The 15026-nt window shown below is 35.4% G+C and carries 11 protein-coding genes; 7 read left to right on the top strand and 4 right to left on the bottom strand.

Going from position 1 to position 15026, the window contains the following annotated elements; genetic code table 11:
- Nucleotides 1-6: 6 nt before the first annotated feature.
- From pfkA to ACO05S_RS11005, 7 genes are all read left to right on the top strand, one after another.
- Nucleotides 7-1854, top strand: coding sequence for a 6-phosphofructokinase (gene pfkA, locus ACO05S_RS11035; RefSeq protein WP_421918071.1), 1848 nt, complete (start codon nt 7-9; stop codon nt 1852-1854).
- A gap of 122 nt (nt 1855-1976) precedes the next feature.
- Nucleotides 1977-4451: a replication restart helicase PriA gene (gene priA / locus ACO05S_RS11030; protein WP_421918070.1), complete on the top strand. Its 2475-nt coding sequence runs from the start codon at nt 1977-1979 to the stop codon at nt 4449-4451.
- Between the two features lie 433 nt (nt 4452-4884).
- A complete protein-coding gene (locus tag ACO05S_RS11025; protein WP_421918069.1) occupies nt 4885-5886 on the top strand; it encodes a bifunctional heptose 7-phosphate kinase/heptose 1-phosphate adenyltransferase in 1002 nt (333 codons plus the stop codon).
- A gap of 217 nt (nt 5887-6103) precedes the next feature.
- Nucleotides 6104-6907: a ParA family protein gene (locus ACO05S_RS11020; protein ID WP_421918068.1), complete on the top strand. Its 804-nt coding sequence runs from the start codon at nt 6104-6106 to the stop codon at nt 6905-6907.
- A gap of 20 nt (nt 6908-6927) precedes the next feature.
- Nucleotides 6928-7803, top strand: a complete 876-nt coding sequence (locus tag ACO05S_RS11015; RefSeq protein ID WP_421918067.1) for a ParB/RepB/Spo0J family partition protein — start codon at nt 6928-6930, stop codon at nt 7801-7803.
- Between the two features lie 27 nt (nt 7804-7830).
- The gene (locus ACO05S_RS11010; protein ID WP_421918066.1) at nt 7831-8490 is read left to right on the top strand and encodes a DUF5683 domain-containing protein; all 660 of its coding nucleotides are present in this window, start codon (nt 7831-7833) and stop codon (nt 8488-8490) included.
- Nucleotides 8491-8500: 10 nt separating this feature from the next.
- Nucleotides 8501-10183 (top strand): transglycosylase SLT domain-containing protein, encoded by a 1683-nt coding sequence (locus ACO05S_RS11005; RefSeq protein WP_421918065.1) that lies wholly within the window; start codon nt 8501-8503, stop codon nt 10181-10183.
- 699 nt (nt 10184-10882) lie between these two features.
- On the opposite strand, the gene ACO05S_RS11000 is transcribed toward ACO05S_RS11005, so the two are convergent.
- The 4 genes from ACO05S_RS11000 to ACO05S_RS10985 form a co-directional block, all read right to left on the bottom strand.
- Entirely contained in the window at nt 10883-12397 is a 1515-nt protein-coding gene (locus ACO05S_RS11000; protein ID WP_421918064.1) for a GldG family protein, read from the bottom strand.
- A gap of 16 nt (nt 12398-12413) precedes the next feature.
- Entirely contained in the window at nt 12414-13139 is a 726-nt protein-coding gene (locus ACO05S_RS10995; RefSeq protein ID WP_421918063.1) for an ABC transporter permease subunit, read from the bottom strand.
- A 7-nt stretch (nt 13140-13146) separates the two neighbouring features.
- On the bottom strand, nt 13147-14076 hold the full coding sequence (locus tag ACO05S_RS10990) for an ATP-binding cassette domain-containing protein (protein WP_421918062.1): 930 nt from the start codon (nt 14074-14076) through the stop codon (nt 13147-13149).
- 397 nt (nt 14077-14473) lie between these two features.
- Nucleotides 14474-14995 (bottom strand): shikimate kinase, encoded by a 522-nt coding sequence (locus tag ACO05S_RS10985; protein WP_421918061.1) that lies wholly within the window; start codon nt 14993-14995, stop codon nt 14474-14476.
- Between the last annotated feature and the right edge of the window lie 31 nt (nt 14996-15026).

Here is a 15026-nt window from a genome sequence, read left to right as displayed (position 1 = left end):
TAAGCAATGAAGGTAGAAATTGATCCTAATGCCGGTTTCTGTTTTGGTGTGGTAAATGCAATTAAGAAGGCAGAAGAACACCTAACTAAAGATGGTCAACTCTATTGTATTGGCGATATCGTTCACAACAATATTGAGGTAAATCGCCTTAATGATTTAGGATTGCAAAGCATTAAACATGATGAATACAAAGACTTAAAAGAAAAAAAAGTTCTGTTTCGAGCTCATGGCGAACCACCCTCATCGTATGAAATAGCGAAGAAAAATAACAACGAAATAGTTGATGCCACTTGCCCGGTGGTTTTAACCCTTCAGAAAAGAATTAAAAAAGCTTACCAAGCAATTAAAGAAGACAAGGGTCAGATTTTAATTTACGGTAAAAAAGGGCATGCCGAAGTAAATGGATTGCTTGGCCAAACCGAAGGAAATGCAATTGTAATTGAAACTGTAAAAGATCTTAAATCCGTTAATCCGGATTTACCTGTTGAATTGTTCTCGCAAACAACAAAAACCATTGAGGGTTTTAATTTGATTCGACAACATTTGCAAAAAACAACGAATGCCTCCTTTAAGGCACATGATACAATATGCAGGAAGGTAGCAAACAGGCTTCCTTTGATGAAGGAGTTTGCGCAAAAGCATGATGTAATTGTTTTTGTAGGTGGCAAAAAAAGTTCAAATGGCAAATTGCTTTTTGATGTTTGTAAAGGCACAAATCGAAATAGCTATTTCATATCGGAGCCACATGATATAGATATGAGTTGGTTTGCAAGGGCAAAATCAGTAGGTGTAAGTGGTGCCACTTCAACCCCTGCTTGGCTGATGAACGAAGTAAATGAAAAAATCAAACTTGAAAATAAAAGAAAATTTAGCATGTCACGAATTAAGAAAATAGGTGTGCTTACATCAGGAGGTGATGCTCCGGGTATGAACGCTGCGATTCGCGCAGTTGTTCGCACTGCAATCTTCAACAAAATTGAAGTTGTTGGTATTAAGCAAGGCTATGAAGGCCTGATCAACGGCAATTTCAAGAAAATGAAATCGCATGATGTAAGTAATATCATTGGAAAAGGAGGAACTGTTCTTCGTTCGGCAAGAAGCCAAGAGTTTAGAACTTTTGAGGGGAGACAAAAAGCTTATCAGCAAATGCTTGATAACAAAATTGACGCTTTGGTTGTAATAGGTGGTGACGGTACTTTTTCGGGCGCTCGCATCTTTACCCAGGAGCACGACATTCCTGTTGTAGGTATACCAGGAACCATTGATAACGATTTGTATGGTACCGATTATACCATTGGTTATGATACTGCCATCAATACTGTAATCGAAGCTGTTGATAAAATTCGTGACACTGCAAGCGCTCACAACCGTTTATTCTTTATTGAAGTAATGGGACGTGATGCTGGTTTTATTGCTTTACGAAGCGGAATTGCAACTGGCGCTGAAGCGATTCTGATTCCTGAAAAAGAAACCCATGCTAAAGAATTGCAATCATACCTTGAAAAAGGATACAAAGAACACAAATCAAGTGGAATTGTAATTGTAGCCGAAGGGGATAAATCTGGAGGAGCTTATACCATTGCAAAAGAAATTGAAAAAGAACATCCTGAATATGATATTCGTGTATCCATACTTGGACACATGCAACGTGGTGGCTCTCCATCGGCATTCGACCGTGTAACAGCATCTACTTTGGGAGTTGCAGCAGTCGAAGCACTACTGGATGATCAAAAAAGTATCATGGTTGGATTGGTTAACGGCGATGTTACTCACGTACCATTCAACAAAACCATCAAGAATAAAAAGAAAGTAAAGGATACCTACTTACACATTAACGAAATCCTTTCTATCTAAATCTGTGACAGATATTGTTTACTTGAGGTATTCCTAAAACTGGTATAAGATATTTCTTCTGATTGAGATTCCACTCTTGGGATTTCAATCAGAACTAATAACTTTGAGGAAAATGCTCAAAAATGAACAATCATCACGAATACGCAGATATCATACTCCCTCTCCCATTAGCAGGTGTTTTTACTTATTCGGTTCCTGATGAGTTAAAAACAGAATTATCGGTAGGAAAACGAGTAGTTGTTCCATTGGGTAGCAAAAAACTATATACTGGCATCGTAAAAGAACTGCACAGTAATGCTCCCACTGATTACGAGCTAAAAGATATTCTATCTTGTCTTGATGAGATACCAGCAATTAATCCGATTCAGTTAAAATTTTGGGATTGGATCTCTCAATACTATCAGGCAGTATTGGGAGATGTTTACAAGGCTGCCATACCTTCGGGCTTAAAACTCGAAAGTCAAACCAAAATCAAGCTAAACGAAAGTTTTGTTGCCGAAAAACAAATTAGCAAAAGCCAGGAGCAAATTCTGACAATTTTAAGGCATTCAAAAGACGTAAGTATTGCCAGTTTAAATCAGGCTACAGGCTTAAAAAATACGCTTCCGCAGATAAAATCTCTCATGGAAAAAGGAGCCGTTTGTGTTGAAGAGCTAATATCATCCACTTATAAAGAAAAAAAGCAAGAGTTTGTAACATTATACGCTAATTTCCCTGAAGAAGAAATTGCTACAATCCTTAATGGATTGAAAAGAGCCAAAAAGCAACAAGAATTGCTTTATTCATATTTAAACCTATCCAAACATTATTTCGAAGATACTCCTGTAAAAGTGAGTAGTCTGAAACTGTTAAAATCAATTGATTGTTCCCGAAGTATTTTGAAATCGCTTGTTGATAAGAAGATTCTAAAATTCTACCATGAAAAGCTTGATCGACTTGATTTAAATGAGGTGCCACTTACTGGCTTAAAGCAGTTAAACTCACATCAGGAAAAAGCAATTAATGAAATTCACAAAAACTTTGAAGACAAAAATTGTGTACTATTGCATGGAGTAACATCAAGTGGAAAAACTGAAATTTACATGCATTTAATTGAGGAGAACCTTAAACTAGGAAAACAGGTTCTTTACCTTTTACCCGAAATTGCATTAACCACTCAAATCGTCAATCGATTAAAATCAGTTTTTGGTAATCAGGTTGGTGTTTACCATTCTAAATTTAGTGATGCGGAACGGGTTGAAATATATAACAACGTACTGGAAAACAATGCTAACAAATCCTATCAGATTGTTTTAGGAGTGCGATCATCCGTGTTTCTTCCTTTTAACAATTTAGGATTAATCATTGTTGATGAAGAGCACGAAAACACATACAAACAATTTGATCCTTCGCCAAGATATCATGCTCGCGATGCTGCTTTATATCTGGCCCAACTTCATGGCGCAAAAACTTTATTAGGAACCGCAACTCCGGCAATTGAAAGTTATTACAATGCTCAAATTGGGAAATATGGTTTGGTTGAACTCTTTAAGCGACATCAGGAAATTGAAATGCCTGAAATTATTGTTACAGATATCAAAGAGGCTCGAAAAAAAAAGTTGATGAAGTCCATCTTCTCCCCAGCACTTGTAACACAGATGGAAGAAAGTTTGGAGAACAAAGAACAAATCATCCTGTTTCAGAACAGAAGAGGCTATGCCCCTTATTTGGAATGCAAATCGTGCGGCTGGGTGCCATACTGTCCAAACTGCTCGGTAAGTCTTACCTACCATCGTCATAACAATACGCTTACCTGCCATTACTGCGGACATGGCATGGCTCTTCCTCACAAATGCACACATTGTGGATCTGAGGAATTGGAGACCAAAGGTTTTGGGACGGAAAAAATTGAAGAGGAAATATTACACATTTTTCCGGAAGCCAGAGTTGGCAGAATGGATTTAGATACCACACGTAAAAAAAATGCCTACGAGAAAATAATCTACCAATTTGAGCAGCAAGAAATAGATATTTTGGTAGGTACTCAAATGGTTTCGAAAGGCTTGGATTTTGATAATGTTAGTTTGGTTGGAATATTAAATGCAGATTCCATGCTTAATTATCCTGATTTTAGGGCCTACGAACGAAGCTTTCAGATGATGGCGCAAGTTTCGGGCAGAGCGGGCAGAAAAAAAAAGAGGGGTAAGGTTTTAATTCAAACCTATACTCCGGATCATGATATCATTAAAAATGTAGTTAAAAATGATTATTTTGAGATGTATTCTTCACAAATTGCAGAGCGAGAAGAATACATTTATCCTCCTTTTTATCGTCTGATAAACATTAGCTTAAAACACAAAAACCAAGGCTTGGTGAACGAAGCAGCCAACTATCTGGCCAGTTCGCTACGCAAGATATTTGGCATTCGCATATTTGGTCCACAATCGCCTTTAATCAATCGTATTCAGAACTCTTTTATCGTAAATATTCTTATCAAAATTGAAAAGAAAAGTTCACCCGCAAAAGCCAAATGGATTTTGAATCAACAAGCCAACTTCCTAAAAGAAATCGATAAATTTAAAAGCATTGTAATCAACTTTGATGTTGATCCAATCTAATGCCAATCAAGCATAGAAATGCAAATGCCAAGAACAGAAAGGAGCGCTGGCATTAATATCTTGGTAAAAAAACAAGAAAGCAAAGAAGCAGAAGTGAAGACCTGAGGGGCTTTATTCACAATAAGACTCGACTCTCATAAGGAAACCATTGATACCACCACACAAGCATGAGCATTGAACTACTTTGAGATGAAAAACACGCATCCTTTACAAGATTTACGTGTTTTTGAGGATCCGATAGATAAATCTAAATTTTTAGAATTAAAAATCCTGAGCTCCGAAAGCCCTGATTTCAAATCAGGACTAGCGATTCTGAAATGCAAATGCCAAGTGCAGAACTCAAGTGTTAAAAAATCATAAGGAAAATTGTTCCTGTTCCCGAACAAGCGAATTTGTTTATCTTTGCCCTCATAATTTCGAAAATCGAATCATCGTGAAGAAAATTGAACTGGAAAAAACTTTCGAAAGTTTTGCTGATTATAATGTCCTTATTATTGGAGATGTAATGGTTGATGCCTATGTATGGGGTAAGGTAGAACGAATTTCGCCTGAAGCACCTGTACCAATCGTTTCTTGCGTGAATCGCGAAAGCAGATTAGGTGGTGCAGCCAATGTTGCATTAAATATTAAATCGATGGGTGCCAATCCTATACTCTGTTCGGTGATAGGAAACGACGAGAAAGGGAAAGAATTCTTAGAACTCTTAACCGAAATACAAAAGGAACAGTTTGGAATCATAGCGAGTAAACATAGAAGAACAACGGTAAAAACGAGGTTTATTAGCGACAACCAGCACATGATTCGTGTCGACGAAGAAGATACCCACGAATTAGCCGATGAAATTGAATTTGAATTTATCGATCACATCAAAAATTTAATCGGGAAGCAGGAAATTCACGCAGTGGTTTTCGAAGATTACGACAAAGGAGTAATTACTAAGAAGCTAATTGAAGAGATTACAGCCATTGCAAACAAAAAAAATATTCCTGTCCTTGTAGACCCTAAGAAGAGACATTACTCAGATTATAAAAACGTTACGCTATTCAAACCCAATTTTAAGGAGTTTGTCGAAGGATCGAATCTAAATCTTGAAAAAGGAGATATTGAAGGATTGTTTAGCGAAGCCAAAAAGTTCCAAAAAGAAATGGATATTAACAAACTGTTGATAACTCTATCGGAACTTGGCGTTTTTATTAGCAACGAAAGTACATATGAGCACATTCCCGCCGTTGTTCGTGAAATTGCAGATGTTTCAGGAGCTGGTGATACTGTTATTAGCGTTGCAACTCTTTGTTTAGCTGCAGGAATGGAAGCCAAAGATATAGCTGCAATATCTAATCTGGCTGGTGGTATTGTATGTGAAATTCCAGTTGTTGTGCCAATTGAAAAGAAAAAATTGCTGGAAGAAAGCATTAAACTATTTGCACAGGCTTAATTTCTTTGGAGGAACAGGAATTAATTATGAAAACAACTGATGTTTAGGAAGTTCATTATTCTTCGATTTGACAATCTCGACCCATAGATATGTTGAAAATTTAAGATCAATCAATGGCTATTTTAGAGGCACTCAAGATTTTAAATGTCGCTTAAAATTGTATCTTTGGGACAACATCAAATCATTTAAATTTAAATCCTTGTAATACGAATTGTTTATGGCTAAAATTATTGCTCTGGCGAACCAAAAGGGAGGGGTTGGAAAAACCACAACGGCTATCAATCTGGCATCGAGCCTTGCCGTTTTGGAATATAAGGTTTTGATCGTTGACGCTGATCCACAGGCTAATTCTACATCAGGAATAGGATTCGACGTACGTTCAATTGAGAAAAGCATTTATGAATGTATAGTAGATGGGATAGATCCTAAGAAAGCAGTTCTTAAAAGTGATATTGAAGGGTTTGATATTATTCCTTCTCATATTGATTTGGTTGGTGCTGAAATTGAAATGCTAAACTTGGCGAATCGTGAGAAAATTCTTTCGAAGGTGTTAGAGCAAGTTAGTTCTGATTATGATTTTGTTCTGATCGACTGTTCTCCATCCCTGGGTTTGATAACAGTAAATGCACTAACAGCTGCCGATTCTGTTATCATTCCTGTTCAATGTGAATATTTCGCTTTGGAAGGTCTTGGCAAACTTTTGAACACGATTAAAATCATTCAGAGCCGTTTAAATACCGAATTGGAAATCGAAGGTTTCCTTTTAACCATGTACGATAGTCGTTTAAGATTATCAAATCAGGTAGTTAGCGAGGTTAAAAAGCATTTTCAAGATATGGTATTTGAAACCATTATACAACGCAATACCAAACTTGGAGAAGCACCTAGCTATGGTAAACCTGCAATTCTTTACGATGCTGATTCGGCAGGTGCAATTAATTACTTAAATTTAGCCCGTGAATTGTTGCAAAATAACAACATGACTAAAATAAGTAATCAAGAAAAGATTATCAGCGAATAATATAATATTGAAAGAGTAACATGGCAAAGAAAAGCGCATTAGGAAGGGGATTAGGAGCACTAATTGACGATGCTGATGAAGTACAGGCAAAATCAGAAAGAAATTTAAGTAATGAGATTGAAATTTCTAAAATTGAAGCCAATCCTTATCAACCTAGAACAAAATTCGACGAAGAAGCTTTGAATGAACTTGCCCAATCAATTAAAGAACTGGGCATTGTTCAACCACTAACTGTGCGCAAAATCAATAATAATTCTTACCAACTTATTGCTGGGGAACGAAGATTTAGAGCAGCAAAAATTGCTGGATTAACAAAAGTTCCCGTTTACATTCGACTTGCCGATGATGACAAGATGTTGGAGTTGGCATTAGTTGAGAACATTCAACGTGAAGATCTCGATTCAATTGAAATTGCAATTAGTTACCAACGATTAATTGATGAAATTAAACTAACCCAAGAGAGTTTATCCGAACGCGTTGGAAAAAAACGCTCCACCATATCTAACTATTTACGATTACTAAAGTTGCCTGCCGAAATTCAGAAAGGAATTCGAGACAAAAGACTTCTTATGGGTCATGCCAGAGCTCTTGTTAATATTAACGACCCTAAATCGCAGCTTGAAATTTTTCAATTAACAGTTCAAAACGATTACTCTGTTCGAAAAGTAGAGGAATTGGTTCGTGAACTAAACAATGGGAAAAATGAGCAAAAAGCTCCAACGAAAACTTCCTTGCCTGAAGAATATGAGTCTTTGAAAGATCACCTTTCTCAACATTTTAAAACTAAAGTTGATTTAAAACGCACAAATAACGGCAAAGGAAAAATAATTATCCCTTTTAAATCAGATGATGATTTAGAGCGCATTTTGGCCGTTATGGATCAAATGAATTCGTAAATAGTAATAATATTAAAGCAATACAAATTGAACAAATTACGCCCACTTTTTGGTTTAGTGGCGGTATTGTGTGTGATGTTCTTTGCCCGGCCTTTAAGAGTGCAGGCACAGAAAATTATAGCTGATACCGTGCAAGTGGAATCGAGTACTAAGGTACACTCGCCTCATAAAGCTACAATGTATTCAGTTATGCTACCCGGTTTAGGCCAGGCATACAATAAAAAATACTGGAAAATTCCTATTCTTTATGCAGGAATTGGAGCAACCGTTTATGCCATCGATTGGAATACAAAAAGATTTAAAGAAAATAAAAATGCTTTTCGCGACTTTTCTATATTTCTGGAATGGAAGAATCTTCCTGAAGAACAACAAAGTCAAACACCTAAGCCAACAGCCAACTCTTATCAGAAAATACTGGATAGAGACTGGGACAATTCCGATAGCAGAACTGATCAATGGTTTAAAACTCAACTCCAGAATAGAAAAGATTCCTATAAACACGACAGAGACCTAAGCTATATCATTTTAGCTGGTGTTTACGTATTAAATATCATTGATGCAGCTATTGACGCTCACTTGATGAATTTTAATGTAAACGATGAACTTACACTAAGAGTTGAACCTGCTGTTAGCTATTCAGCATTTACCGGCAACTCTTTAGGATTTAGATGCCAAATTACTTTTTAGAATAGAGAAAATGAGAAGAAAAATATATATACCAGTTCTTTTATTGGGAACTACATTGGCATGTAGTACCATTAAGCCAAATGCCACTCAAAATAAGCAAGAAATGCCGGTAGCAACCGAAAGTGTTCTACCTACTATAGATACAGTTTATAAGGAAACTGCCGAAAATGAACCAGTAATAGAATCTGACACTTTAGCATTTTTAAAGCTAAACAATGTGGATGTTCGATACGATCTAAATGATATTATAAATCCCAACTTTTCAAATAATTTGGATAGTTTACTTCATCTTTGGTATATTGAACATACGGATTCACAATACAGTACTAAAAAGCTTAATTCTAACATAGCTCTTTCCGATTCTGTCTACATCAATCGATTAAAAGCAGTTCCTTCCTTAATTGATCTATCCTTCAATAAAATCGTTGAGAATTACATCAAATTGTATTCTGAGAAAAGACGATCTCAAGTTGAATACATGATGGGATTATCGGAATATTACTTCCCTATTTTTGAAGCAATCCTGGATAAGGAAGGGCTTCCCCAAGAATTAAAATACCTTCCAATAATTGAATCGGCACTAAATCCTAAAGCATTGTCACGTGCAGGTGCAAGTGGCCTTTGGCAATTCATGTACGGAACAGGTAAAATGTATAAGCTGAATATCAACTCATTTGTGGATGAAAGAAGAGATCCAATTAAATCGAGCTATGCTGCTGTGAAGTACTTAAAGGATATGTATAAGGTTTACGGCAATTGGCATTTGGTAATTGCGGCCTACAATTGTGGTCCCGGTAACGTAAATAAAGCCATTCGCCGCAGTGGAGGCAAAAGAAATTATTGGGATATATATTATAGGCTCCCTCGTGAAACAAGAGGTTACGTACCTGCTTTCATAGCAGCAATTTATACTTTTAATTATCACAAAGAACACAATTTATATCCGAAAAAATCAAATTTCCCAATAGCTTGCGACACTTTAATGATTGATGAAACTCTGCATTTTGATCAGGTTTCGAAAGTGATCAATATTCCTAAAGAACAACTAAGAGATTTAAATCCACAATATAGAGCAGATATTTTACCAGGAGATAAAGCTTATTCGCTTAAACTTCCATTAGAATTTACATCGAAGTTCATTGACTTGCAAGATTCTATTTTCTCTTATAAAAAAGATTATTATTTCAGTCAAAAAGACAAGGTTGTTAACCCTAGGGATAGATATCAGAGATTTGCCCATGTAGCACCTAAAAACAAGGCTAAAGTATATTATAAAGTAAAACCTGGAGATGCTGTTGGTCTTATTGCATCGTGGTTTCACGTTAGAACTTCCGATTTGCGTTATTGGAATAACATTAGAAGAAACTTAATTAAGGTAGGACAAAAGCTTGTTGTGTATGTGCCTAAATCCAAGCTAGCATATTACAGTAATTTTAATCAAATGAACTTTGTCCAAAAACAAGCTACTTTGGGTAAATCAGCAAGTACAAAGAAAAGTGCAACAAATATTACTTCTACGCAAAAATACGATGGCTCATACATCTATTACACAGTACGCAGAGGCGATAATTTCTGGACAATTGCCAAGAAATTCCCAGGGGTATCTAACTATGACATCATGAAATTAAATAACATAAAAGATGCTCGAAGCTTAAAAGTAGGTCAAAAATTAAGAATTAAAAGAAAAAGCTAATTTATATAAAATAGATCCTAGACGGGCGGAGAGTAATCTTCGCTTTTTTTGTGCTTTTATGATGTTTATTTTAGCACCAGTATTGCCCTAAAATAAATATCATTCAAAATGAGTTACAGCCTTACTGGAAAATTTTCTTTGCAACATCTGTAAATAAAAATTTAGATCGAATCTACACTATTTAACGCGAGTTCGACGTAAAATTCGTTCACAGTTTGATCTGATTTTGAGTAGAAATTTTCTCAAATTTTCAAAGGAATATCGGGATATTTCAAGAAGATTTGAGGAAATTTATGCCGAAAGCAGGCAAACACATAATGGAAAGTTCTCTTTACGACATCTTCAAATTAAAAATTCCTCAAAATAGCACGCTATTCTTTCCAAATTTTTAATGCAAATCTATCGCAAATATAACTTTCTGTGGATAGAATTTTACGTCGAACTTACGTTATTTAGATAGACTCCAAATTACACAAGCTTACGGTAGCAGATCAAATTAATAATCTGCAACTTACACCATTTAGAATTCTCTTTGTGTAAGATATGGGTAGATTTTTTTTGATTACTCATTTTAGTATAATTAAATTGCCTTCGGAAAATAAAAACCTGTGTTTTTATTTGTTTCCCAATTCATTGATATGCTAATTAGCTTCCGGTAAAACCTTCCCCGGTTTGCCGGAAGCCGGGAACAAATCTTTACTACTTTATAAATCCTGGCCGCATTCGTTTACTTCTTTTAATGCTCCTTCGTCTGAATCTAATAGCTCCATAAGTTATCAATAGAAATACTGGCACCAAGAAGTTAAAGTATTTAATCAAGAATACCTTTCCTTCTGTAATTTCTCGTAAAGGTCGTGAAGAAACTCCTTTTGTTCTTAAACTCATTAATCCAGAATCATCGGAAAGCCAGTCGATTGCATTTGCAAAAAGGTTTATATTATCTTGTTGAATTGATATCTTATTGGCTCCAAATCCATTAACTATGAAATTTCCATCTCCAATCAAGCAAATCTTAGCTTTAGCTGTTCCGCCCATGGGACCGGACAGAGCAGCAGCCACCGTTAAATCAGGATACAAAAAGTCTTGAGCTCTCCATTGCCGACCAATGTTAAAACTAATTGGAGCCTTTAATTTTCCAGATATTTTTGAGGTATAAGCCAAAGGTTGGTAGTTCATTACTGTATCTCCTACATATTTTATTGGACTAGCAAATTGCAATATAAGGGTTTCAATTCCATCAGTAATTATGTGATTTGTAAATTTGGAAATTACGGGCAAAAATGGAAAATTTATCTGCTGAGGGAATGAGAAAAAACCTTGCTGATGAACGGTAACAGTACCACACTTTTTATCAACAATAAAGGAATCTTCAACATACAAACCTTTTTGTTCGAGCCATTTTTCTAAACCCGTATTTACAGATACACCAATTCCTTCATTAAGCATACCCCTCACCCGCTCCATAGCAATCATTAAAGAACCTCCCTTTTCCAAATAGTTATCTAAACTACCCAATTGCGATGGAGAAATAGTACCTGTTGGTCCTATTAGCATTAGACATTTATACTTTTGTAAATCCGGTTCGGACAATAGGTAGACCGGCTTAACATCATATAAAATAGTAAGTTCATCCAATACTTGTTCAATGGTGGCGAACTCAGGTTCACCATGCCCCATTATGTACCCAATTTGAGGTTTATCTCTAATAGTTAGCCTTTTAATAAGCGTCGAAAGAGCGTATTCCATTGCAATTCCAGGCTTAATTAATGGAATGGGCTCAAACTCATCACCCACCTGAATAACAACACCTAAAAAAACACGTTGCACTTTCAATTGATCTTTTTCCCTAATCTCTAACGGAACAGGATTTATGCCTGCTTCTATTGCTTCTTGTTCTAATTCTTCATTTTTATTAGGATTTACATATTCGAATGAGATCTTCCTCTTGCTGTAATGATTGTACTCAGTCAGAAGGTTTTTAAAATCCTGAACCGTCCTGTTAACATCAGGAGGCAAATCATCTGAAATGTATAAAGTAATAATTATGGGTTCGTTAACCTCGCTTAGGATGCGCTTAGTTGATCGATCCAGAGTATATCTTTTATCCTCCGTAAAATCAGCTCTTAGAAAAAACACAGAAGACAATGAGTTTAGCACGACCAAAATGCCTGCTACTACTAAAATACTGTATACAACTTTCTTCTTTTTAATCATACAATGTATCTATCAATTAAACTTGTAGATTTCTGTTTGCCAGAATCATCTTTGATGAGTACAAGCAAAAGAAAGCAATAGAAAAAAAATAAATCAAATCCTTAGTGTCGACCACACCGCGAGTAATTGATTCAAAATGTGTAGACAGACTTAAAAAGCTAAACAAAGTACCAGCAAAGCCAACGAAATTTGCTGCCAAAACATCAAATATAATATGGAAAAAAATCCCAATAGATATCGCTGTGAGTGATGCAACAATTGGATTTGAAAACAAACAGCTGGTAAGTAATCCAATGCTAATATACACCATACTCATTAATAATAAACCAACATAACCAAGTACAATTGCAGAATGGTCTACCGGACCTATTGCCCATAAAGTAAAATAATAAAACAAAGTAGGTGTAAGTGCAATCCCAATTAGAAAGAAAGTTGACAGAAACTTACCCAATATTAACTGCCAATCACTTACTGGTTTGGTAAGTAGGAGTTCTAAGGTACCAGCTTTCAATTCACCTGCTATGGATCTCATGGTTAATGCAGGTATAAAAATAAACAAACTCCAATATGCAACTGTAAAGAAAGTGCTTAAACTGGCTTGACCAAGAAAGAATACATCTGCACCATAAATCCATGTGAAGAATCCACTAAAGCCAAGAAAAATAATAATTAGTACATAAGCTGTTAAGGAATCGAAAAATGTATTTAATTCACGATTTGCGATGTGTAAAATTTGCTTCATATTTCTATTAATGAAGAGTTAGTTGACGAAAAATATCTTCTAATTTTTTTTCAGTAGGTGTTAGTTCTGAAATATAATAATTGTTTTGCACACAAAGATCGAAAATGGATTTTACTGAGCTTTCTTCTTCTTTAGATTGTACCTCGAACAACTGTTTACCAACATCCAGAAAGTCTACAGTTTCAACGGTTTCGAGACCGATTAAATGGTCAAATATATCATTAATATCTCCCCCTTGGATTCCAAGTCTTAGAATCTCATTTCCAGCAGCTTGTTTTCGTAAATCTTCAGCTGTACCATCAACAACAATTCGTCCATTATTAATAATTAAAATTCGATCGCAAGTAGCCTCCACCTCCGCTAAAATATGAGAACTTAAAATAACTGTCTTCTCCTTCCCGATTCTCTTGATCAATTCTCTAATCTCAACAATTTGATTTGGATCTAAACCTGTAGTAGGTTCGTCCAATATTAAAATTTCAGGATCATGAATAAGTGTTTGTGCCAAACCAACTCTTTGTTGGTATCCTTTAGATAATTCACTAATCAATTTATGTTTCTCGCCTTCAAGTCCACAGATTCTAACCATATCCAATATTCTTTCAGGAATGATATACTTGGGAATTCCATGAATTTTAGCGATAAATTCAAGAAAATCAATGATATTCATATCCTGATAAAGAGGATTATTTTCAGGCAAATAACCAATATTTGTTTTAATTATTTCAGGATGCTCTTTTATCGAATAACCTCCAACTTTTATATCTCCTTCATCAGGATTGATATAACAAGCAATAGCCTTCATTGTTGTTGTTTTTCCGGCACCATTTGGACCTAAAAAACCTAACACCTCGCCTGCTTTTACCCGAAATGATACGTTATCAACAGCTTTTTGAGGTCCATATCTTTTAGTTAAGTGCTCAACGACTATATCCATACCAGATAATTTTATTAATTGATATCTAACAAATTTAAAAAAATCGACTCCTATATAAGGAAGCACAAGGCGATTTAACAATTATTAACAATTTGATAAGATCTGTAAAGTTAAAAAAAGATTAAAATTGCCGTAGGATTAAAGCCCTAATATTTAATATGGATGGCTTGCTAATCGAATCTGAATCATTTTGGCAGGCAAGTGAAGGACTAATGTTTAATTTGTTAGGCATAGTAATGCAATAAAGGATTATAGCAGTATTAAATGAGAAAAGTCTCATTTTTTCGTCCTTTTGAGTTTATTCTTCCTTAAAAAATATCGGAATGATTCTATTGTTAGCCTTGGATAACCTCTAAATTCTAAATAAAATAAATCCACGGCTTAGGTGAATTCAAACTTAGCAATTTGAAGAGTCTATCACTGCATCTAACAGCAGAATAAAATCGTCCAATTTTAGATCTCCGGAAATGATTTTATGCTTAGCCTGCTCATAAAATGCTTTTCTTGATTCGAGATGATTTTGAATATACACTAGAAGTTCTTCATGTGACAGATTTTTGACCAGTGGTCTTTCTGTTTTTGAGCTGGCAATCCGTTCTCTTAATAATTCGGGAGTCCCTTCAATATAAAGTGTTTCTCCTAGTTTATTCATTATCTGCATATTGTTTTTAAAGCAAGGTGCACCACCTCCTGTAGCTACAATTACATCCTCATAATTCGAGATTGATTGCAAGGCTGCACATTCCTTTTCTCTGAATCCTTCTTCTTTAAATTCTGCAAATATCTCTGGGATAGTCATTCCTTCTCTTTCCTCAATATGCCTATCCAAATCAATAAAATGAAGTCCATAATGACTGGCAATCATTTTACCCCATCTGGATTTTCCACATCCCATATATCCTATTATAAATAATCGCATCCTTCTAAGAAAAAAGAGGTGCCTTCGACAC

Origin of the sequence: Marinifilum sp. (assembly GCF_965230805.1) — a bacterium.
In the GTDB taxonomy this organism is placed as follows: Bacteria; Bacteroidota; Bacteroidia; order Bacteroidales; family Marinifilaceae; genus Marinifilum.
The sequence above is the reverse complement of the archived record's forward strand: the minus strand, read 5'-3'. Positions and strand labels throughout refer to the sequence as shown.

Bases quoted from the DNA above. Each gene is read 5' to 3' on its own strand.
- priA (WP_421918070.1), top strand. From the start codon at position 1,977: ATGAACAATCATCACGAATACGCAGATATCATACTCCCTCTCCCATTA.
- ACO05S_RS10985 (WP_421918061.1), bottom strand. From the start codon at position 14,995: ATGCGATTATTTATAATAGGATATATGGGATGTGGAAAATCCAGATGG.
- ACO05S_RS11000 (WP_421918064.1), bottom strand. From the start codon at position 12,397: ATGATTAAAAAGAAGAAAGTTGTATACAGTATTTTAGTAGTAGCAGGC.
- ACO05S_RS10995 (WP_421918063.1), bottom strand. From the start codon at position 13,139: ATGAAGCAAATTTTACACATCGCAAATCGTGAATTAAATACATTTTTC.
- ACO05S_RS11015 (WP_421918067.1), top strand. From the start codon at position 6,928: ATGGCAAAGAAAAGCGCATTAGGAAGGGGATTAGGAGCACTAATTGAC.
- pfkA (WP_421918071.1), top strand. From the start codon at position 7: ATGAAGGTAGAAATTGATCCTAATGCCGGTTTCTGTTTTGGTGTGGTA.
- ACO05S_RS11005 (WP_421918065.1), top strand. From the start codon at position 8,501: ATGAGAAGAAAAATATATATACCAGTTCTTTTATTGGGAACTACATTG.
- ACO05S_RS11020 (WP_421918068.1), top strand. From the start codon at position 6,104: ATGGCTAAAATTATTGCTCTGGCGAACCAAAAGGGAGGGGTTGGAAAA.
- ACO05S_RS10990 (WP_421918062.1), bottom strand. From the start codon at position 14,076: ATGGATATAGTCGTTGAGCACTTAACTAAAAGATATGGACCTCAAAAA.